We start from the raw sequence: 20,619 nt of genomic DNA, 5'->3' as shown, positions 1-20,619 counted from the left end.
AGCGCTCATCGACGGCCTCCGATCGGCTGTGACCTCCGCTGTGACTTCGGCTGGGGCTTCGGCTGGGACGCGGGCTGCGACCTCGACGGTGACCTCGGCTGGGAGGCCGCGCCGGGTGCCGCCGTGCCCGGCCCGGCGGTGGCGGGGCGGGTGGGGGCGTGGACGGCGCGGAGCACCGAGGCGGTGATGGAGCCGTGGTCCAGCCCGGCGGCGGCCAGCAGGTGGGCGCGGTCCCCGTGCCCGATGAACTCCCTCGGCAGGCCGAGGGCGCGGACCGGCGTGTCCAGGTCGGCGTCGGCGCACGCGGTGGCGACCGCCGCGCCGACGCCACCGGTGCGCAGGCCGTCCTCGACGGTGACCACCAGGCCGTGCGAGGCGGCCAGCTCCACCAGCGCCGGATGGACCGGGTCCACCCACCGCGGGTCCACGACCGTGGCGCCGACGCCGTGGTGGCGCAGTTGCGCGGCGGCCGCCACGCACGGGCCCGCCAGCGACCCGACGGCCACGAGCAGCACGCGGTCGCCGTTCTCCGCCAGCACGTCGATCCCGCCCGCTCCGCCGAGCCGCCGCAGGGCCACGATGTCGGGGCCGACGCTGGCCTTCGGATAGCGGATCGCGGTCGGCCCGCCGTCGAAGCCGACGGCCTCGTGGAGCGCCTCGCGCAACCGGGTCGCGTCGCGGGGCGCGGCGATCCGCAACCCCGGGATCATCCCGAGCAGCACCAGGTCCCACATGCCGTGGTGGCTCGGCCCGTCGGGGCCGGTTATCCCCGCCCGGTCCAGGACCAGCGTGACGGGCAACCGGTGCAGGGCGACGTCCATCAGCGCCTGGTCGAAGGCCCGGTTGCAGAAGGTCGCGTACATCGCCACGACGGGGTGCATGCCTTTCATGGCGAGCCCGGCGGCGCACGTGACCGCGTGCTGCTCGGCGATGCCGACGTCCACGAAGCGGTCGGGGAATTTGGCCGCGAACGCCGCCAGCCCGGTCGGGCCGGGCATCGCCGCCGTGATCGCGACCACGGCCGGTCGCTTGGCGCCTATCGCGGTGATCTCCTTGGCGAACACCGACGTCCACGAGGGCGGCGTCGCGGCGGCCGTGCCGGGCGGGCGGCCGGTGGCCGGGTCCAGCACCCCGATGCCGTGCATCCGGTCGGCCTCGTCGTCCTCCGCGGGACCGTACCCCTTCCCCTTGACCGTGACCGCGTGCACCACCACGGGACGGCCCAGGGCGCGGGCCCGCAGCAGTGCTTCCTCCAGGGCGTCGATGTCGTGGCCGTCGACGGGGCCGAGGTAGGAGAATCCCAGGGCCTCGAAGACGTTGGTCCCGGCCGGCCGCGGGGCGTCCCGGTCTTCCCCGGTGTCCCCGATGTCCCGGGTCTCCCCGGGCTTCCCTGCCTTCCCTGCCTTCCCGGGAGTACGGCGGGACTCCTCGCCGCCCACCTCGCCGCCGCGCGACTCCGGGTCCGGGAGGTCCGGGCGGGAGCGGCGCAGGGCGGCGAGGTGGGCGGCGAGCCCGCCGACGGTCCTGGCGTAGGAGCGGCCGTTGTCGTTGATCACGACGATGACCGGCAGGCCCGGCGCGGCGCCCAGGTTGTTGACCGCCTCGAGCGCGAGCCCTCCGGTCATCGCGCCGTCCCCGATCACCGCCACCACGTGCCGGTCGGCGCGGCCGCTGAGCCGGACGGCCTTCGCCAGCCCGTCGGCGTAGGACAGGGCGGTCGAGGCGTGCGAGTTCTCGACGACGTCGTGGACCGACTCGGCCCGGCTCGGATACCCCGACAGACCCTCCGGCTGGCGCAGCCCGTCGAAGTCGTCCCGGCGGCCGGTGAGGATCTTGTGAACGTAGGCCTGGTGGCCGGTGTCGAACACGATCGTGTCCCGGGGAGAGGCGAAGACCCGGTGCAGCGCGATGCTCAGTTCCACCGCCCCCAGGTTGGAGCCCAGGTGGCCGCCCGTCGCGCTGACCTTGTCCACCAGGAAACGGCGGATCTCACCGGCCAGCGCGGGCAGCCGGGCGGACGGCAGGCGCCGCAGGTCACCGGGATCCTCGATCCTTTCCAGCAGGCTCTCCGCGGCCGCCGCGCCACCGGGGGCGGCATCGGCCGGCGAGGGCCCGCGGGGATCGGGGACGGTGACCGCGGCGGGGTGGAGGCCGGTTGTGACGGTGTCAGCGCTCATGGCGTGCGTACTTCCTTCGGAGCGGCGAAACGGACGGTCTCGATGGTGTGGCGGTGCTCGGTGACCTGGATCGGCCCCAGCTCGCGCAGGAAGGCGACGACCTCCTCCACCAGGTGGTGCGGGGCCGAGGCGCCCGCGCTCACGCCGACGGCGCGGGCGTCGCGGAGCCATTCGGGCCTGATGTCGCCGACGTCGTCGATCAGGTGCGCCGCGACGCCCCGGCGCCGGGCGAGTTCGACCAGCCGTACCGAGTTCGAGGAGTTGGCGGAGCCGATGACGAGGACCAGGTCGGCGTCGGCGGCGACCTCGGAGACCGCCCGCTGCCGGTTGGTCGTGGCGTAGCAGATGTCGTCGCTGCCCGGTCCGGTCAGCGCGGGGAACCGGGCGCGTAACGCCTCGACCACCTCGGCGGTCTCGTCGACGGCCAGGGTGGTCTGGGTCAGGTAGGAGACCCGGCCGGGGTCCTCGACCTCCAGCGCGGCGGCCTCGGCGGGAGTCTGGACCAGCACGGTCCGCTCCGGCGCCTCGCCCATGGTGCCCTCCACCTCCTCGTGCCCGGCGTGCCCGATCAGCACGACGGTGTCGCCGCGGGCGGCGAAGCGGCGCGCCTCGACGTGCACCTTGGTGACCAGCGGGCAGGTCGCGTCGATCACCCGCAGCCCCATGGCGGCGGCCTGCTCCCGCACGGCCGGTGAGACGCCGTGGGCGGAGAACACCACCGTCGCCCCCGGCGGGACCTCGTCGAGTTCCTCGACGAAGACTGCGCCGCGCCGCCGCAGGTCGTCGACCACGTGGACGTTGTGCACGATCTGCTTGCGTACGTAGACAGGGGCGCCGCGGTCGGCCAGCACACGTTCCACGGTCTCGATCGCCCGCTCGACACCCGCGCACAGCGACCGGGGGGAGGCCAGCAGTACCTTTCGCGCCTCCTCGCCGCCGGTTTCGCCCGCCCTCGCGGGCGGGCCCGCGGACGGGTCGCCTGTGGTCCGTGTCGTCATCGAATACCTCCAGCGTGGAGAACCCGGGCCGAGCCCGGGAGGTGAGCGCGTCAGTGGTCCCGCCGAGTGATCATGTGGGCCAGGAGGCGGAGGTCCTCGGCCGGGCCGGGGGCGGGGGCGGCCTCGCGCAGGCGGTCCAGCGCGGCGTCGAGGTTGGCCCCGGCCTCCTGGTGGGCCCAGGCGCGGGCGCCGGCGGCCTCGACCAGGTCGGCGGCGCGGGCCAGGTCCCGCTCGTCCAGTTCGCGGTCGCGGTGATAGAGCGAGGCCAGCCGCTCGCCCGCGGCGGTGCCGGAGGTGAGGGCGGCGACCACCGGCAGGGATTTCTTGCGGTTGGCCAGGTCGGAGAAGACGGGCTTGCCGGTGACCTCGGGATCTCCCCAGATCCCCAGGAGGTCGTCCGTCAACTGGAAGGCCAGGCCGAGGTGGCGCCCGAACTGCCCGAACAGCCGGGCGCGGGCGTGACCGGCGCCGCCGGCCAGCGCGCCGAGCTCGCAGGCGCAGCCCAGCAGAGCCCCGGTCTTGCCCATCGCCATCTGAACGCACTGGGAGAGGGTGACGTCGGTCCGCGTCTCGAACGCCAGGTCGGCGCTCTGCCCCGAGCACAACCGCAGCAGCGAGCCGGTCATCACCTTCAGGCCGGGGCTGGTGGCGAGCAGGTCCAGGGAGAGCGCCAGCAGCACGTCCCCGACCAGGATGGCCTCGCCGGTCCCGAAGACGGACCACGCGGCCGGCCGGTGCCTCCGGGTGAGGTCGCCGTCCATGATGTCGTCGTGCAGCAGTGAGAAGTCGTGGACCAGCTCCACCGCGACCGCCGCGGGGATCGACATCTCGGAGACCCGCGGGTTCTCGCCGCCGGCCGCCCACGCCGACGCGAGCACCAAGGCGGGCCTGACCGACTTGCCGCCACTGTCGCAGGGGCGGCCGTCGGCGTCCCACCAGCCCGCGTGGTAGCCGGCGACGTGGCGGATCTCCTGCGGCAGCCGGTCCACCGCGGCACGGTGGGCCGGCTCGACCAGTTCCCGTGCGGCGGTCAGGACCCGGTCCGCCGATCGCGTGGTGCCGGCGAGGGAGCCGAGCACCGGTGCTGTCGTCACCACATTTCACCTCTCTTCCGGTTCTCCTTGTTGCCGAGCGGTCGCGAATGGGCTTACGCCGCCGCCGTGCGTCGGGATGAAAGCAGTCCGCTTCCCCCTGCTTCCAGTACGACCGCCGCCGCGATATCCCGGAACCCCCCGGCGCCGGGCGATCGGTTTCATTTGCAGAAGGTGTTTCATGGCGGCGCCCGTGACGCGATCGCCCGCCTTCGTGATAACGGCGAGGGCCGCCGATAGGTGAAATTTAAATTTGAAAAAGCGGGAGATGGAGGAATATCGCCGACGAGTCCGGTGAGAGAAAACGGATGGGGACAGGACACCGGCCCAACATCCGATTACGGGCGCTGCTGACAGAGGCCCGGTGGACCGGGCAGCAACTGGCCGACGAGGTCAACGGGCTCGGCGCCGAGGCGGGAGTGGCGCTGCGCTACGGGCGGGCGGCGGTCGCCCACTGGCTGGCGGGCATGCGCCCGCGCCCGCCCGTGCCGCATCTGGTGGCCGAGGCGCTGTCGCGCCGCCTCGGACGCCCGCTGGAGATCGCCGCGGTCGGCCTGGCGGACCCGGGCCGGGCCTCCCGCGACGCTCCGGGGGCCGCGGGCGAGGACTGGCGGGACGAGGATCCCGTGGCCAGGCTGGTGGAGTTGCACACCGGGGTGTGCCTGGGCAGGCGGCGGATGCTGGAGGACTGCGTCTACAGCCTGGCCGCGCTGTCCGTGCCCGGCTGGGCCGACGCCGCCGCGGCTGCGGCCACCGCGGGCTCGGGTCGCAGGCGGGCGCCGGAGGTGGGAACGCCGCAGGTGGAGGCGGCGGAGGCGATGGCCCAGGTGTTCTCGCAGACGGACACGGCCTTCGGCGGCGGCCAGGCGCGGCGGGCGCTGTCGGGGTACCTCGCCGTGGACGTCGTGCCGTGGCTGCGGTCCCGGATGAACCCCGCGACGCGCCGCAGGATGCTGTCGATCGCCACCGAGCTGACGTACCTGTGCGGCTTCATGTGCTTCGACGAGCAGCTCCACGGGGTCGCCCAGAGCTACTACCGGGCGGCGCTGAAGCTCGCCGCCGAGAACGGCGACGCGGCCGGGTACGCGGTCACCCTGCGGGCACTGTCGGTGCAGGCCCACACCCTGGGACACCACGGCCAGGCTCTCGACCTGGCCGAGGCGGCCCTGACCAGCGCTCCTGTGGCGATCGAGCCGGGCACCCACGCCTTCCTGCGGGGACAGGCCGCCGTCGCCGCGGCCGCGGTGAAGGGCGGCCGTCGCACCGCCCTCCGCCACCTCCGGGCGGCCGAGCACCACCTCAACCACGCCGTCGCCACGACGGGCACCCCCGCCGACACGGTGGGCGCCTACCACCAGGCGTCCTTCGCCCACCAGCACGCCGCGGTGCTGACCGCGCTGGACGACAGGCCCGCCGCCGCCGACGCCCTGGCCGCCTCCATACGGCACCGGCCGGCCACCGAGCGCCGTGCCCGCGCGCTCACCTCCGCGACCCTGGCCGCGCTGCACCTCGACCAGGGGCATCTGGAACAGGCCGCGCTCACCTGGCACGCCTTCCTCGACGACTATCCCCACCTTCGCAGCGGGCGGACCCGCGCCGCCCTGTCCACGCTCAAGGCGCGGCTGCGCCCCTACCAGCGCAACGCCCTCGCCAGGGCGGTGCTGCAGCGGGCCATGGCCATATGAGCGGGCGTTCGAGAGGTGATCGTTCGGTCCCGTCGAAGGGAAGGCGTCCCGCTGCTCGACCCCCATCCGAAGTATGCTCGGTAAGCTGCCGGTCAACAGTGCAGGCGATCTTGATGTGAGTGGGATGAGCAGCGGTGTTTCCGGGCGGCCCGTCGCCGTCTTCGACCTCGATGACACTCTGGTACGCGGCGACTCCTTCGGCCGCTTCCTGCGCGTGCTGCTCCTCCGTGGTCCTGGTCGTGCGGCGGCCCCCCTGACGTGGGCCTGGACGCGGTGGAGGTCGTCGCCGCGCAACTGCGGTGCGGACGCCGTTCCTTCCGAGCGGTTCGCGGCTGTCTTGGCGCCGAGAAGGTCCTCCGGTTGCAGGAGGCGGGTATCGCCGTTCCGGTGGCCTACGCCTACACCGACAGCGCCACCGATCTCCCGTTGCTGCGGGCCGCGACGCGTCGCTGTCTGATCGATCCCACGCCGCGAGTCCTCCAACGTGTCGGTGACGAGCTGGGAACCGAGTTCACCGTCCTGAGAAGCCGTCCTGCGGACGGGTAGGACCGCAGGCATGACACGACGGCCCTTTCTGCCCCTCCGGCCTCGCCGATGAGCAGCGGGGGTCGCCGGAGCCGTCGGCGGCGGTCATCGACAGCCGGAGCGTCAGCCGTATCCGTCCGGCGCCTGCCGGACGCCCTGCTCAGCGGCTCGGGCCGAGGCCGCCGGAATGGGCTCGACGAGGCTGCCGATCAGCTCTCGAGCACCTTCTCAGGGAAACGTCCGACGGGCCGGGCCCGGTTCGCGGTGACGAAGGGATATCCGCCGGATCGGCGGCCCTAATCACCTATAAAGTATTGTCATAAAAGAGGTGCGAGTGGCAATTCCCTGATATTTCCGCACACCGGGCCGTGTATCCATTTGCGAGCAGGGAAACGAGATCTGGCGGGTCTCGGAAACCCGCTCCGAATCCGCCGCCGTGGGCTCGGTTTCCTTGACGATCGGGGACGAGGATATGAACAGGAGTAAGATCCGGGAGCGTTTCGCCTGCCAGGGCGTCGCCGGTGGGGAAGTGGTCGTCGCCTCCGCCTTCCACCACCCCGGCAGAGGATCCGTCGGGTGTCCCGCCGCGCCGGTCCTGGGGGCGGCGCTCACCCGCAGGGGGCTGCGGGTGCGCTACGCGCCGCTGACCGCCCACCCGGAGAGCCGTCCGGCCGTCCACGTCCCTCCGGACATTCGCCTCGAGCCCCGTTCGGACACCCGGCGGGACGACCGGTGGTACGCGCCGGTGACCGGGCGGGCCGACGGCGCCTTCCCCGACGACGGCCACCTGTTCGCCGTCTCCTGGCTCGACCGTCACGGCCGCGCCACCGGGCTCGCGGCCGCCGCCCACCCCGACGACCGCGCCGCGGTGGAGGCGGCCGGTCAGGAGGTGTGGCGATGGAGTGACGTCATGCGCAGCCGCCGCGTGCTGCTGGCCGGTACCCGGCCGGTCTGCCCCGGTGCCCTCGGCGCCCTGGAGACCGCCCTGGGCGTCACCCGGGGCGGGGCCGGCGGCGGCCCCGTTTTCGCCTACGGTCCCGTCACCGACGCCCCCCATCACGCGGAGGAACTGGCCCGCGCGGGCATCGGTACGGTCACCGGACTCGACACGCTCCCCGAGCACGCCGCCGTCGTCTTCCCCGCCCACGGTGTGCCGCCGGTCCTGCGGGCCGAGGCCGCGGCCAGGGGCCTGGCCGTCGTCGACGCCACCTGCCCCCTGGTGTCCGCCGCCCACGCCGAGGTGGCGCGGTTCACCGAGCGCGGCGACCTCACCGTCGTGATCGGCAGGCCCGGGGACGCCGTCGTCCCCGGCATCCTCGGACAGGCCCCGGAGACGACCGTTCTGGTGGAGACGGCGGCCGACGTGGCGCGGCTGCGGCCCGCCGACCCCATGGCGGTCTCCTACCTCATCCAGCCCGGCATCCCCGTCGAGCGCGCCCTCCCCGTCGTCGCGGCCCTGCGCGCCCGCTTCCCCGGCCTGCGCGGCCCCGACCCCGACGACTTCTGCTACCACGCCTCCGACCGGGCGACCTCCGTCGCCTCCGTCGCCGCCGCCGGGGATCTCCTGCTGGTCGCCGCGGGACCCGGCTGTCCCGACGCCCGTCACGTCATCGGGCTCGCCGGTGACTCCGGTGTCCTTTCGCGGGTCGTCACCGGCGTCTCCGACCTCTGCCCGAGCCTGCTGCGGGAGGCCGGCACCGTCGCCCTCACCGGCGCGAGGTCGGCTCCCCCCGGACTGGTGGACGAGATCCTCACGGTCCTGTCGGGCCTCGGTCCCCTGAACGTCGTCGACCGCCGGGTCACCAGCGAGGTCGTCACCGGCGAGGTCGTCACCGGCAGGGAGCGCGTCGTCACCGGAAGGGAACGCGAGAGGGTGTGACCCCGGCGCGGGACGGGCCGGAGGGGCGGGCGCGGGCGGAAGGCGGGGGCGACCCCCGACCGGGGACGGGTGACGCGGGCGCGCGGCCGGTCGGCACCTCGGGCGCGCGGGAGGCCGGCGGCGTCCTCAACGCCACAGGTCGATCACCTGCCCCAGCTCGCGCGCCGTCGCCTTCTGGGCGAGGTGGTGGCCGAGCGCGATGTCGGTGGCGACGAGCCCGCTGTTGTACGCGAAGATCCGCTCGTCGGCGTCGAGCCGTGCCCAGGCCGATCCGGCGAGCACCTCGGGCAGCTCGACGTCCGCCGGGCGGAGCCTGCCACGCGCGTCGGCGAGGTCGGTGCCGGTGACCGCCATCCGGGCGGCGCTGGTGGCGAGCACCCGGTCGGCCCGGTGCAGGGTCGAGGACGCCAGCCCGTAGCCGACCAGCACGCACAGCGCCCCCGGCCGCAGCCAGCCGGCCTCGATCGCCGCGGGGGTCTTGGGTCCGGCGGCGGCGAGCACCACGTCGGCCTCGCCGGCCGCGGCCCGCAGATCCTCGACGATCTCCACCTCCTCGCCGGGCACGGCCCTCCGCACCGCGCGCAGCCCGTCGGGGTGGGTGCCGTAGACCATGAGCCGTTCCAGGCCGGGCATGGTGGCCATCAGGTAGGGCAGGGCCTGCCGCCCCTGGACGCCCGTGCCGATCACCAGGGCGCTGCGGCTGCCGGGGGCGGCGCACTCGCGGGCGATGAGCGCGGACGCCGCCGGGGCCCGCATGGTCGCGATCCTGGCGCAGTCCATCAGCGCGACGGGGAGCCCGCTCTCGTCGTCGTACAGCGACAAGGTCGTGTACTGGCGCTCGCGCCGCGGGTAGAACCGGTAGGAGGTCTCGAAGGCGACGACCTCGCGGGTGCCGTCGCGCCCCACCAGGGCGTGGCCCACCGAGTGCCCGTCGGGTGGCTTGACCGTCTGCCTGTTCGGATTGACCGACAGCCCGGAGGCCAGGGCCCGGTACGACTCCTCCACGACCGAGATCACCTCGGAGGGGACGAGCTCGACCCGGGCCAGGTCGCTCCGGGTCAGGATTCTCACGTGGTTCGCCGCCTTCGCGTCACGGTGATCATCAGGGCTGTGCGGTTCCGGAGTCCGGTTCCGACGGTAGACCAGGAAATCTGATTAGGCAAGGGTACCCTAACTTGCAAAACAGGGGGCGCCGAAATGGCCCCGTGATCTGCGAAGACGCGTATAAACGGACATTTCCGACATTGAAGATGCGGGAAAAGCAAGGTAGGCAGGTAATAGGGATCCGCACGATCCGGGCGGCCTGAGGAATTTGCGGGGCGACAGGAAAGCGACAAACGGTCCGGCGGAAGAGGTCGTTACGGGGCCGGTACGGAGACGGCCAATGGGAGCGGCACCGAAGGCGTGATCGCGGCGTCCACCGGCGACCACGGGTCCCCTGACCGGCCGCGACCGGGAGGGGGATCCACTCGGCGGCCGGCTGGAGCTTCCTCCGGCCCGGAAGAACTGTGATCGTTTATCGCCAACTTTCTTGAAATATAAACTTTCTTAAAATATAGGTGGATGCCGCGTTTTTCGGGGTATTGGAGCCCTCTCGAGGTAGCGGAACTGCGGTTTTCCAACGCGACGGCGGGATGAGAATGAGCACACAACGACTCGATCCTTTAGGCCGGGCCGTTCTGGTCGCCATGGGCAGTGAGGTGCTCCGCTGCGGGCTGCGCACCATGCTGGCGACCGTCAACACGGTGGAGAAAACGTACGAGGCGGGCGACCTCGACCGCGCTCTCGAACTGCTGCAGTCACAGAGGCCGGACGTCCTGCTGCTCGCCTCGTCCGGCAAGGCGCACGCGACCGAGAAGCTGGCCACGGTCGCGGCCGAGCACGACGCGCACGTCCTGCTGGTCCTGCGCGGCGTGTGCGACGCCTCGCTCGCGGAGGCCGCGGCCCTGCCGGTCGACGGCCTGCTGCTGGAGACGGACCTGACCCAGACCTCGCTCAGGAGCGCTCTGGCCGACCTCGGCAGCGGCCTCATGCCGATGCCCGACCCGCTGGCCCGGCGGCTCCTGGCCCGCATCCGCGACGAGGAGGGCCTCGAGGAGACGCCCGTCCCCGATGACGATCCCTGCCCGGAGAGCGACCCCATCGACTCGCCGCTGAGCTCGCGCGAACAGCAGGCCCTCGCCCTGATGGCGGCGGGGCTCAGCAACAAGCAGATCGCCCGCCGCCTCGGCATCTCCGAGCACGGGGCCAAGCGGCACGTCGCCAACATCCTCGCCAAACTCAACTGCTCCAACCGGACGCTCGCCACCGCGGTGGCGCTCAACCGCGGGCTGCTCCCCGAACCCGGCCGTTAGGGGCCGAAAGCCCCTGCGGCTGCCAAGGTGGCCACGACGCCGAAGGGAGCAGGTGGCCCCTTCCCGCCCAGGGCTCCGAACCGACGAGGGGGAAGGGGTCGCCCGAGAGCGGTTTCGGATCGACCGGATCAGACGAGTACGTTCCCGCCGTCCACGGTGAGGACGGTTCCCGTGGCGAACGGCTCGGTCATCAGGAACACGAACGCCCGGGCGATGTCCTCGACCTCGCCGATCCGCCCCACCGGGATCGCCGTGCCGACCTCGGCGTACATCCGCTCGCGGTCCTCTTCGCCCATCTCGGACCACAGCGGGGACCGTACGAAGCCGGGTGAGACGGCGTTCACCCTGGCAGGCGCGAGCTCGACGGCCAGCGCCTTGGTCAGTGCCTCCACGGCGCCGCAGATGCTCGCCGCGACCGCCCAGCCCGGGCCCGGCCGGTCCTTGGCGATGCCGGTGGTGAGGGTGATCGAGCCACCCTCGCGCAGGTGCGGCACCGCGGCACGGACCGCGCCCAGCGCGCCGAAATAACGCAGCGCGAAGAAGTCCCGCGCCGCGTCCAGATCGAGCGTGTCCAGTGGCATCAGCCTCAGCGGTTCACCCGCGGTGAACACCAGATGGTCGAACCGGCCATGGTCCTCGAAGAGTTCGTCCACCGCCCGGGCGTCGGTGAGGTCGACGACGCGGCCACCGGAGCCGTCGGGCAGCCGGGACAGGGCGTGGTCGACGCCGGCTCGCCGGCTGGAGGCGACCGTGACCACGGCGCCGTGTCGCGCGGCCGCCTGCGCGGTCGCCAGCCCGATGCCCGAGGTGCCGCCGAGCACGATGATGCGCTGACCCTGCAGATCCATGATTTCGTCCTTCGTGGAGGGGAGTTCCGACCCCTCCACGATGGGCCCGGCCCGTTGCCGCCGTCCAAGACCCTCTGACCCGTCTGTAATACCCTTTAGGTATCAACGCTGGGAGGAGGCGCTGGTGGACGTCGATCTTCGCAAGCTGCGTTACTTCGTCGCGGTGGCCGAGCGGCTGCATTTCGGACGAGCCGCCGAGGCGCTGCATATCGCGCAGCCTGTGCTGTCCCGCCAGATCCGGGTGCTGGAGGAGGAGCTGAAGGCTCAGCTTTTCGTGCGGAACAGGCGGGCCACCGAGCTCACCTCCGCGGGTGAGCAACTGCTCGCCGACGCCCGCCCGCTGCTGGCCGCGTCCGAGGCGTTGCGCCGCCGGGTCGGCCGCGCCGCACGCGGCAGGGACGTCTTCACCGTCGGATTCATGCCTGGGCTGATCGTCACGTCGGCGGTCCAGGCGCTACGCGAGCGCCATGCCGGGCTGACCGTGGAGGTGGTGCGCACGACCTGGGACGACCAGGCCGAGACCATCCACGACGGCCGGGTGGACATCGGCTACGTGCGCCTGCCGATCGACCAGCGTGGGCTGCGCATCCGGCCGCTGTTGACCGAGCCACGCGTCGCCGTGCTGCCCACCGGTCACCGCCTGGCGGGCAAGGACCTCATCGGCATCGCCGACCTCGCCGACGAGCACCTTCTCCAGGACCCCGATGCCGTTCCCGAATGGCGCGACCTCGCCACCGAGCTACGCCGGCCGGCAGCGCGTCGCCCAGGGCCGGTCTTCCACGCGGTGGAGGAGAAGCTCGAACACGTCGCTCAGGGCCATGGCGTCATCGTCTTGCCGCTGTCGGTGGCGACCTTTTACACCCGGCCGGGTGTCACCTACGTCCCGATCGCCGACATCCCGCCGAACCAGGTGTGCCTGGCCTGGGACGGTACCCGCCGCAGCCCGCTGATCGGCGAGTTCGCCGCCATCGCCACCGACCTGCGGGGTCGAGCCGACGGCGATCGACGCTCCGGACGGCTCGCGCGGTGACGGGATTGCCGCCGTAAGGAAGTTTTTCCGGCATAAGGGGCTCTTCGCTTACCGGGCCATGACACGCCGTTGATCGACTTTGAGACGGCCACCGGGCCGCGGGCCGCCGGCTCGGCCCGGTGGCCGGGTTCGGTGCCTTCTCAGATGATTCGGTGCCTTCTCAGGTGAGAGGCCGGGGGGCGGGCGCGCCGGGCATCCCGCCGAGACCCCGCAGCGGTGCGCGGGCCTTGAGCAGCATCTCCTCGTACTCCTCGACCGGGTCGGAGCCGAGGACGATCGCCCCGCCCGCGCCGACCGTCAGCCCGCCCGGCCTGACGACCGCGGTCCGGATCACGATGTTGAGATCCGCGGTGCCGCTGAGCCCGAAGAATCCGATCGTGCCGGAGTAGACGCCGCGCGCCCGGCCTTCGAGCCTGTCGATGATCTCCATCGTGCGCAGCTTGGGCGCGCCGGTCATCGACCCGCCGGGAAAGCAGCTGCGCGCGGCCCGCACGGCGCTCACACCGTCCTGCAGGTGCCCGCGGACGGTGGAGACGAGCTGGTGGACGGTGGCGTAGGACTCCACGGCCATGAAGCGCGGCACGTCGATCGTGCCGACGTCGCAGATCCGGCCGAGGTCGTTGCGGAGCAGATCGACGATCATGAGGTTCTCCGCGCGGGTCTTGCCGGACGAGGCGAGCTCCCTCCTCAGCTCGTCGTCGTGGCGCGGTTCGGGATCGCGCGGCGCGGTGCCCTTGATCGGTTTGGACTCCGCGGTCCCGTCCCTGCCGACCTTGAGGAAGCGCTCGGGGGAGGAGCACAGGACGTGGTCCTCCTCCAGCCGCAGATAGGCCGCGTACGGCGCCGGGTTCAGCCGCCGCTGGCGCAGGTAGAGGTCCTCGGCCGACCCGTGGAAGGGGACCTCGACGGTGTTGGTGAGGCAGATCTCGTAGCTCTCCCCGGCGCGCAGCAGGCGCAGGCACTCCTCGATGTCGGCCAGGTAGCGCTCGCGGGGCCGTACCAGCCAGGGCTCGGGATCGAACTCCTCCCCCCCCGCCTCCTCCACCGGGATGTCACGCCCGGAGACCATCCCCCGGCACGCCGCGGCCGTCTCCTCGACCCAGCGCCTGGCCTGCTTGCGGCTGCCGGAGCCGCCGTCGGTGAGCGCCACCGCCCACGTCTGGTCCGTCTCGTGGTCGATCGCGACGAACCGCGTCGCCGACATCCAGACCGCGTCGGGCATCGGCGACAGGTGTTCGGCCCGCGCACCGCAGTCGCGCTTGAGCTCGTAGCCGAAGTAGCCGACGTAGCCACCGTCCAGGTCGAAAGGGAGTGCGGGATCCGGTTCCATCGCGCGGGCGCTCACCCGCTCTTCGAGCAGGTCGAAGATCGGGACATGGATCGCCATGCCGGCGCCCGAGGCGTCCTGGATCCGCACGCTGCCCGCGCCGGGACGGCAGGAGAGCACCTCGCCGTGCGGGCCGCCCGCGTCGCCGAGGAAGGAGAAACGCGCCCCGCCCGGTTCGGCGCGGCTGCTGTCCAGCCAGTAGGCGTACCGCTGGGAACGGAAGAGGCCGGTGAACACCGTTTCGGCGTCGGCGGCGCCGTCGATCCGCTCCGTCTCCAGCGACCACGAGGGGGCGTGCGCGACGGGCGGCACCACACCGGGCACCGGTCCCGCCGCCAGGGCGAGGTCACGGAAGTTGCGCAGCAGCGCGGGGCCGTACTCGGTGGAGATCGACTCGGGATGGAACTGCACACCCCACCACGGCATCGTGCGATGCCGCAGGCCCATCACGACCGAGTCGCCCGTCCAGGCCGTGATCTCCAGCTCGTCGGGTGGCGGGGTGGCCACGCAGAGCGAGTGGTAGCGGACCGCCTGGAAACCCTGCGGCAGGCCCCGGAACAGGTCCCGCCCGCAGTGCCGGATCTGCTCGACCTGCCCGTGGATCGGCGCGGGCGCCGGCACCACGTCGGCGCCGGACAGCCAGCCCAGCGCCTGGTGTCCCAGGCACACGCCAAGCACGGGCAGGCCGGAGGCGCGGATGAGGTCGAGGGAGACGCCGACGTCCCGCTCCACCTGGGGCCGGCCGGGGCCGGGGGAGATGATCAGCGCGTCGAACCGGTGCAGGGGCAGGTCGTGCCAGGCCTCGTCGTCATTGCTCATCACGACCGGTTCCACGCCGTAGGTCTCCGCGACCAGCTGGAACAGGTTGTAGGTGTAGGAGTCGTAGTTGTCGACGAGCAGCGTACGCACCAGTGATCACCAGTCTCCGTCGCGGACGGCGAAGCGGCGCAGCTTGCCGGTATGCGTCCGCGGCAGGGCCTGGCACAACTTCACGCTCCGCGGGACCTTGAACGGTGCCAGCCGCCCGCGGGCCAGCTCGATCAGCTCCTCCTCGACCCGCGCCGGATCCTGGCCGGGGGCGGCGGGCACCACGAAGGCCCGCAGCTTGCGCGCTCCGCGCTCGTCGGCGATGACGGCGACGGCCACCTCGGCCACGGCCGGGTGCTCCGACAGGACCTTCTCGACCTCGATCGGCGACATCGTGATGCCGCCGACCATCTCCATGTCGTCACAGCGGCCGCGGTGGACGTAGGCGCCGCCGGGCAGGCGCTCGACGCGGTCGCCGGTGCGCAGCCACCCGTCCACCAGGGCGTGCGCCGTCTGGTCGGGCTGGTTGAGGTACTCCAGGAGCAGTGACTCGCCCCGCACCCAGAGCTCTCCCTCGGTGGCCGGTTCCCCATGCTCGTCGCGCACCTGCAGCTCGTATCCGGGCAGGGCGCGGCCGATCGTGCCCGGCTCGTCACGGGCCAGGGTGCTGGAGCAGAAGGCGTGGCCGGCCTCGGTCGAGCCCAGCTGGTCGAGGACGGGAGCCCCGAGCAGTTCCCGGGTGCGGGCGCCCAGGGTCTCGTTGAGCGTCTCGCCCGCCGACACGGCGACCCGTACGGAGGAGAAGGCGGCCGGCTCGCACTCGGCGACGAGGTTGGCGTAGGCGGAGGGCACCGCGTACAGCGCGGTGACGCCGTGGCGGACGACCGCCTCGGCGATCAGCGCCGGGGTCGGCCGGTCCGCGAGCAGGACGGCGGACGAGCCGGAGAACAGCGGGAACACCAGCGTGTTGCCCAGGCCGTAGGCGAAGAACAGCTTCGAGACCGACAGGGTCACGTCGTCCTCGCGGATGTCGACCACGCCCTCGCCGGCCGCGCGATGGTAGAGCGCGAGGTCGCCGTGGCGGTGCAGCGCCCCCTTGGGCCGCCCGGTCGTGCCCGAGGTGTACTGCGCGTAGAGGGGGGCCGAGGGGCCGACCTGGGCGACGGGTCCCGGGGGGACGCGTCCGGCCAGGCAGAGCAACTGCTCGCCGGTGAGGTGCGGCACACCGTCGAAGCGGGGTGCGATCTCCCTGGTGGCGACCACGAGCCTGGCGTCGCAGTCGGCGAGGACCAGGGCGTGGTCGGCCTCCGTCAGCTCGGGGTTGACGGGCACCGCCGTGACGCCGAGCCGGGCGGCGCCGAGGAAGGCCGCGACCCACGCGACGCAGTCCTCGAGCGCGATCAGGATGCGCTCGCCCGGTCGCACGCCCAGGTCGACCAGGACCATCGTGACCCTCGCCGCCAGGTCGTGCACCTCCCCGTGGGTCCAGACGCGGTCGCCCTCGTAGAAGGCGGGCGACGCGTTCCAGCCGCGGTCCGAGGCGAGGCGGGCGAGCTCGCCGGCGACGTTCCCCGTCCCCGGGCCCTCCGTGCCGGGCGAGGGGGCGGGGGCCTGGCCCACACCGGTGATCGGGAGCGCTCCGGCGCCGCCGGTCCTGGGAATCCGTGCTCTCTGAGCCGGTACGCCGGGCGCCACCGGCGCGGAAGGCGCCGTAGTGGTTCCTTGGCGCGTGCCGAAAGAGTCATCGGGCATGCGGTTCACCTCCGTCGGCCGCGTAGGGGGAGATCAGGAAGTCGCCGTTCACGGGGCCGATGGGCCACCAGCCGGAGGCCAGCAGGTCGGCGAGCCCGGACAGCGGATCGTCGTGGTCGTGGTCGTGGTCGTGGCCCGGGCCCGGGCCGTCGCCGTTCGCGGCGGGGGCGCCGCCGGGATCCGCGAGCGCGTCCGCGACGACCGTGCCGATCAGCCACAGCAGGGCGCCGGACACGGCGCGCGCGTCGGGGTCGGTCTGGTCGGCGGGGTCGAGGCGGGGCGTCGCGACGAGCATGGCCACATGCTCGGCCGTATCCAGCTGCTTCTCGCGCCCGGCCGCCACGAGCCGCTCGCGGGCCTCGCCGCGCCGCCGGTCGAGCGCCTCCAGCCAGGCGGGGTCGACCCGGTCCATCGCCGCGGCGGCGACGGCCGGATCGCGCACGACGGTGAGAGGGGAGCCCGGGGCGGTGAGAGGGGAGTCCGGGGCGCGTTCCGGCCGGTCGGCGGCGCAGATGCCGCGCAGGAGACGCTCCACCCTGTCGCCGCCGGGCCCCAGCTCGGCGGCGAGCCCCTCGGGCGGTTCGGTCAGCTCGAAGTGCCGTACCATCGCGCATCCACTTCCGGGTAGTCGAGGCCGAGGTCGGACTCGAAGAGCTCCCGCGTGCGCCGGACGAACTCCGCGCGGCACTCGTCGTTGGTCATCCGTTTGATGCCCAGGCGGCGGAACACCTCGTTGTTCTTCGAGTCGCTGCGGCCGAAGAACGGCATCGTCATCGTGAGCAGCTCGTGCCCGGCCCGCCGCACCTCGTCGCGCTGGGCGGGGTCGGCCACCAGCCGGCGCGCGCTCGTCGCGCCGAACCCCACGTGGAAGCGCTCCTCGGGCATCAGCGACCGGCAGAGCTTACGCAGGGGCAGGTAGGAGCAGTCGCAGAGGTCCTCCATCAGCACGACCTCGGCGAGGTCGACGATCGCCTTGGTCATCACGTACTCGGTCCAGTTCCGCACCTCGTACTCGAATATCGAGAGAGGTCCCCTGGCGTTCGCGTCCTCAAGGCCGAGTTCGGCGGCGAGTTTGTTGAACTTTAAATGGTGGCCGTATTCCTCCATCGCCATTCGGCAGGCCAGCCACTTATCGCGTGGAGTGGGCGCGAGCGCGATGGAGGGTTCGTCGAAGACCGCCGCCCCGACGGCCTCGTTGCGGACGTGACTGTTGAGGATTTTGCCCACCGCCGTGACGTACTCGTCCCCGAGCGCGCGGGCCTCCTCCGGCCCCGCTATCACACGGTCCGGCGAAACCTCCAGTGTGCTGGCCACTTGCGGTCTCCTCTCCCATGGACCCTGCCGACGCTAGGTCGGGGCACAGGGGGCGGCAAGTAGCCGATCGGGCACCTCGAAATAGGTGCCTGAATATTTTCCCGAACGTCCGGACGGGCAATTGGTAAACGCCTTCACGGTGTCTTCGCAGGAGTACGGCCGCCCTGATGGGTAGTTAGGTAAGGCATACTTAATCGCTGTCCGGCTACGTCGGCGAGCATTTCGCCGACGGAAGACGATTATGTGAATTGCCGCAATTCGCGGCCCGTGACAACGTGAATCGCTATGTGGGACATGTCGATTCGCGGTCGCATCCGCCGCCCCGAGCCGCTGGAGAGCACCGTGGCCGAGGCCACGGGGCAGGAGTGCCGCGCGTTCCAGGCGCCCTTCGACGGCGGCCTGCTGCTGCTGGCCGAGACCTCCGGGGAGCTCCCGGAGACCGGGCTGGCCGACCTCGTCCGGCGGATGCGCGCCGCCGTGATCCGGGAACACGGGCTGGTGGCCGACGTCGTCACGCTCCTGGCCCCCGGCGAGCTCCGGCGGCTCGGTGACGACCGGCTCGCGGTCCTCACCGGGTACCGCCGCGGCGAACTCGACGTGCGCCACAGCCACTCCCTGTCTCCGGGTCCGGCCTCCCCGTCGCCGGACCCGGCCTCGTCCTCATCCGCGGCATCCGCGGCGTCCTCGGAGTCCTCGGCGGACACCACGGGCACCGCGGACGCGGCCGGCGGAGCCGCGCGGCCGGCGCGGCCCGCCGAGCAGCTGACGTACGAGGCGGTCCGGCAGGCCACCGCGACCGTGCTCGGCCTGGACGCGTCCCGGCTGAACGGCGGGGACGACCTGATCCGCCACGGCCTCGACTCCATGAGAGTCATGCAGCTGGCCAACGAGTGGCGGCGCGGCGGCGTGGAGGTCAAGTTCGCCGACCTGTTCGAGTCTCCCAGGCTCGACGACTGGTGGGAGCTGCTCTCCGCCGGCCAGGACACGGCCGGAGCGACGGTGGCCGGGCCTCGGGCGCCGGAGGTGGACGAGAGCGCGCCCTTCGCGCTCACCCCCGTCCAGCACGCCTACTGGATCGGCCGGCAGGACCGGCAGGTGCTCGGCGGCGTCGGCTGCCACTTCTACGCCGAGTTCGACGGCGCGGGCGTCGACGCGGAGGCCCTCGAGGACGCCGTGCGCGCCCTGTTCGAGCGGCACGCGCTGCTGCGCGCCAGGTTCCTCGACGACGGCACCCAGCAGATCCTGGACCGCAGTCCCTGGCCGGGCCTCGTGGTGCACGACCTGCGCCTGGACGACGGCGAACGTCTCGACGAGCTGCGCGAGGCCTTCTCGCACCGGCGCCTGGAGGTCGAGCGCGGGGAGGTGTTCGACATCCGGCTCTCGCTGTTGCCCGGCGGCGCCCACCGGCTGCACGTCAACTTCGACCTGCTCGTGGCCGACGTGCGCAGCATCCAGATCATCCTGGAGGACCTGGCCGCGCTCTACTCCGGGCGGGGCGAGTCGCTGCCGCCCCTGCGGTACGGCTTCCCCACCTACCTCGCCGAGCACGAGCTGCGCGGCCGCGAGGCGCGCGAGAAGGACCGGGCCTACTGGCGGGAGCGGCTCGCGGACCTGCCCGAGGGGCCCCAGCTTCCGCTCGCGGTCGAGCCCGAGCGCGTCGAGCGGCCTCGCGTCGTCCGCCGCGGCCACTGGCTGCCGCCCGAGGGGCGCCACCTGCTCGCCGACCACGCCCGCACGCGCGGGGTGACCCTGCCCATGGTGCTGGCGGCGGCCTTCGCCGAGGTCATCGGTGCCTGGAGCGCTCAGCCGCGTTTCCTGCTCAACCTCCCGCTGTTCGACCGGCAGACGCTCCATCCCGACGTGCCCCTGATGGTCGCCGACTTCACGAACCTGATCCTCCTCGATGTCGACCTGACGCGGGAGGAGACCTTCCAGGACCGGGTCGCGGGCCTGCAGAGCCGCTTCATCGCCGACGTCGCCCACTCGGCCTACTCGGGCGTCGAGGTCCTCCGCGACCTCAACCGGGGCCGCCGCGGCGGGCAGGTCACGGCCCCGGTGGTGCTCACCAGCGCCGCCGGGATGGGTGACCTCGTGGGCCAGGACGTCCAGCGGAGCCTCGGCAAGCTCGGCTGGATGCTCTCCCAGACGCCCCAGGTGTGGCTGGACCACCAGGTGGTCGAGGTGGACGGAGGGCTGCTGTTCAACTGGGACGCGGTCGACGAGCTCTTCCCCGCCGGGATGCTGGACGCGATGTCCGGCGCCTTCGCCGGCCTGCTCGACTGGCTCGCCGAGGGCGACTGGGACCGCCCGCTCCCCGCGCTCACCCCCTCCGGCCAGTTGCTGGTGCGGGCGGGGGTGAACGCGACGGCGGACGTGGTGCCGGAGGGTCTGCTGCATTCGGGGTTCTTCGGGTGGGCGGCCCGGGATCCGGGTCGTACGGCGTTGGTGTGGGACGGCGGTGAGCTTTCCTACGGTGAGCTGGCGGGACGGGCGCTGGGGGTGGCCGGGTGGTTGCGCGGGCACGGCGTCACGCCGGGCGACGCGGTCGCCGTCTCCCTGCCCAAGGGCCCGGACCAGGCCGTGGCCGTGCTCGGCGTGCTGGCCGCCGGGGGCGTTTACGTCCCGGTGGGGGTGGACCAGCCGGAGACCCGCAAGGAGCGGATCTACCGCCGGGCCGGGGTGCGGCTGGTGCTGACCGGCGACGGCGATTCGTCCGCCGGTTCGGACGCCGGTTCGTCCTTCGGCTCTGACGATGGTTCGGGCGGTGGTGTCGAGCGGGTGGGTGTGGCGGTGGCGGCGGGCGCGGTGCCGTTGGAGGCGCCGGTGGCGGTG

The 20,619-nt window shown here is 72.7% G+C and carries 14 protein-coding genes; 5 read left to right on the top strand and 9 right to left on the bottom strand.

Annotation, left to right across the window (positions count from 1 at the left end; all coding sequences use genetic code 11):
* Positions 1–5 precede the first annotated feature (5 nt).
* The 3 genes from AB0G15_RS33190 to AB0G15_RS33180 are packed head-to-tail and all read right to left on the bottom strand — an operon-like array spanning position 6 to position 4,269.
* Positions 6–2,177 carry a 1-deoxy-D-xylulose-5-phosphate synthase gene (locus AB0G15_RS33190; protein WP_362847466.1) on the bottom strand — a complete coding sequence of 724 codons (2,172 nt, stop codon included), beginning with the start codon at positions 2,175–2,177 and terminating at the stop codon, positions 6–8.
* Positions 2,174–3,175 (bottom strand): 4-hydroxy-3-methylbut-2-enyl diphosphate reductase, encoded by a 1,002-nt coding sequence (ispH, locus tag AB0G15_RS33185; RefSeq protein ID WP_362847463.1) that lies wholly within the window; start codon positions 3,173–3,175, stop codon positions 2,174–2,176. Before ispH ends, AB0G15_RS33190 begins: the two co-directional genes overlap by 4 nt.
* 50 nt (positions 3,176–3,225) lie before the next feature.
* The gene (locus AB0G15_RS33180; protein WP_362847461.1) at positions 3,226–4,269 is read right to left on the bottom strand and encodes a polyprenyl synthetase family protein; all 1,044 of its coding nucleotides are present in this window, start codon (positions 4,267–4,269) and stop codon (positions 3,226–3,228) included.
* Positions 4,270–4,574: 305 nt separating this feature from the next.
* On the opposite strand from AB0G15_RS33180, the gene AB0G15_RS33175 reads away from it, so the two are divergent.
* Together AB0G15_RS33175 and AB0G15_RS33170 are read left to right on the top strand one after the other, a co-directional pair.
* Entirely contained in the window at positions 4,575–5,951 is a 1,377-nt protein-coding gene (locus AB0G15_RS33175) for a hypothetical protein (protein WP_362847458.1), read from the top strand.
* Between the two features lie 997 nt (positions 5,952–6,948).
* Entirely contained in the window at positions 6,949–8,355 is a 1,407-nt protein-coding gene (locus AB0G15_RS33170) for a hypothetical protein (RefSeq protein ID WP_362847455.1), read from the top strand.
* A 126-nt stretch (positions 8,356–8,481) separates the two neighbouring features.
* Here the strand turns inward: AB0G15_RS33170 and AB0G15_RS33165 are convergent, their stop codons facing one another.
* The gene (locus AB0G15_RS33165) at positions 8,482–9,426 is read right to left on the bottom strand and encodes an ornithine cyclodeaminase family protein (protein ID WP_362847453.1); all 945 of its coding nucleotides are present in this window, start codon (positions 9,424–9,426) and stop codon (positions 8,482–8,484) included.
* A 569-nt stretch (positions 9,427–9,995) separates the two neighbouring features.
* Between AB0G15_RS33165 and AB0G15_RS33160 the strand changes: the two genes are divergently transcribed.
* Complete coding sequence (locus AB0G15_RS33160) at positions 9,996–10,709, top strand: response regulator transcription factor (protein WP_362847451.1); 714 nt, start codon at positions 9,996–9,998, stop codon at positions 10,707–10,709.
* Between the two features lie 128 nt (positions 10,710–10,837).
* On the opposite strand, the gene AB0G15_RS33155 is transcribed toward AB0G15_RS33160, so the two are convergent.
* Complete coding sequence (locus tag AB0G15_RS33155; RefSeq protein ID WP_362847448.1) at positions 10,838–11,557, bottom strand: SDR family oxidoreductase; 720 nt, start codon at positions 11,555–11,557, stop codon at positions 10,838–10,840.
* A 124-nt stretch (positions 11,558–11,681) separates the two neighbouring features.
* On the opposite strand from AB0G15_RS33155, the gene AB0G15_RS33150 reads away from it, so the two are divergent.
* Positions 11,682–12,587 carry a LysR substrate-binding domain-containing protein gene (locus AB0G15_RS33150; protein WP_362847445.1) on the top strand — a complete coding sequence of 302 codons (906 nt, stop codon included), beginning with the start codon at positions 11,682–11,684 and terminating at the stop codon, positions 12,585–12,587.
* A 160-nt stretch (positions 12,588–12,747) separates the two neighbouring features.
* Here AB0G15_RS33150 and pabB read toward each other — a convergent pair whose 3' ends face one another.
* Genes pabB through AB0G15_RS33130 form a run of 4 tightly spaced genes read right to left on the bottom strand, consistent with a single transcriptional unit; the run spans position 12,748 to position 17,787 of the window.
* Entirely contained in the window at positions 12,748–14,823 is a 2,076-nt protein-coding gene (gene pabB / locus AB0G15_RS33145) for an aminodeoxychorismate synthase component I (RefSeq protein WP_362847442.1), read from the bottom strand.
* Between the two features lie 6 nt (positions 14,824–14,829).
* Positions 14,830–16,473: an AMP-binding protein gene (locus AB0G15_RS33140; protein WP_362847439.1), complete on the bottom strand. Its 1,644-nt coding sequence runs from the start codon at positions 16,471–16,473 to the stop codon at positions 14,830–14,832.
* Positions 16,463–17,080, bottom strand: a complete 618-nt coding sequence (locus AB0G15_RS33135) for a hypothetical protein (RefSeq protein WP_362847436.1) — start codon at positions 17,078–17,080, stop codon at positions 16,463–16,465. Before AB0G15_RS33135 ends, AB0G15_RS33140 begins: the two co-directional genes overlap by 11 nt.
* Positions 17,059–17,787: a Phenylacetic acid catabolic protein gene (locus tag AB0G15_RS33130; protein WP_362847433.1), complete on the bottom strand. Its 729-nt coding sequence runs from the start codon at positions 17,785–17,787 to the stop codon at positions 17,059–17,061. The genes AB0G15_RS33135 and AB0G15_RS33130 overlap by 22 nt, the downstream gene beginning before the upstream one ends.
* Positions 17,788–18,081: 294 nt before the next feature.
* Here AB0G15_RS33130 and AB0G15_RS33125 point away from each other — a divergent pair.
* A partial coding sequence (locus AB0G15_RS33125) for a condensation domain-containing protein (protein ID WP_362847430.1) occupies positions 18,082–20,619 on the top strand: 2,538 nt, incomplete at its 3' end.

The sequence above is a fragment of the Streptosporangium sp. NPDC023825 genome (assembly GCF_040639575.1).
GTDB lineage: Bacteria > Actinomycetota > Actinomycetes > Streptosporangiales > Streptosporangiaceae > Streptosporangium.
This window is presented reverse-complemented; position numbering and strand designations above follow the sequence as displayed.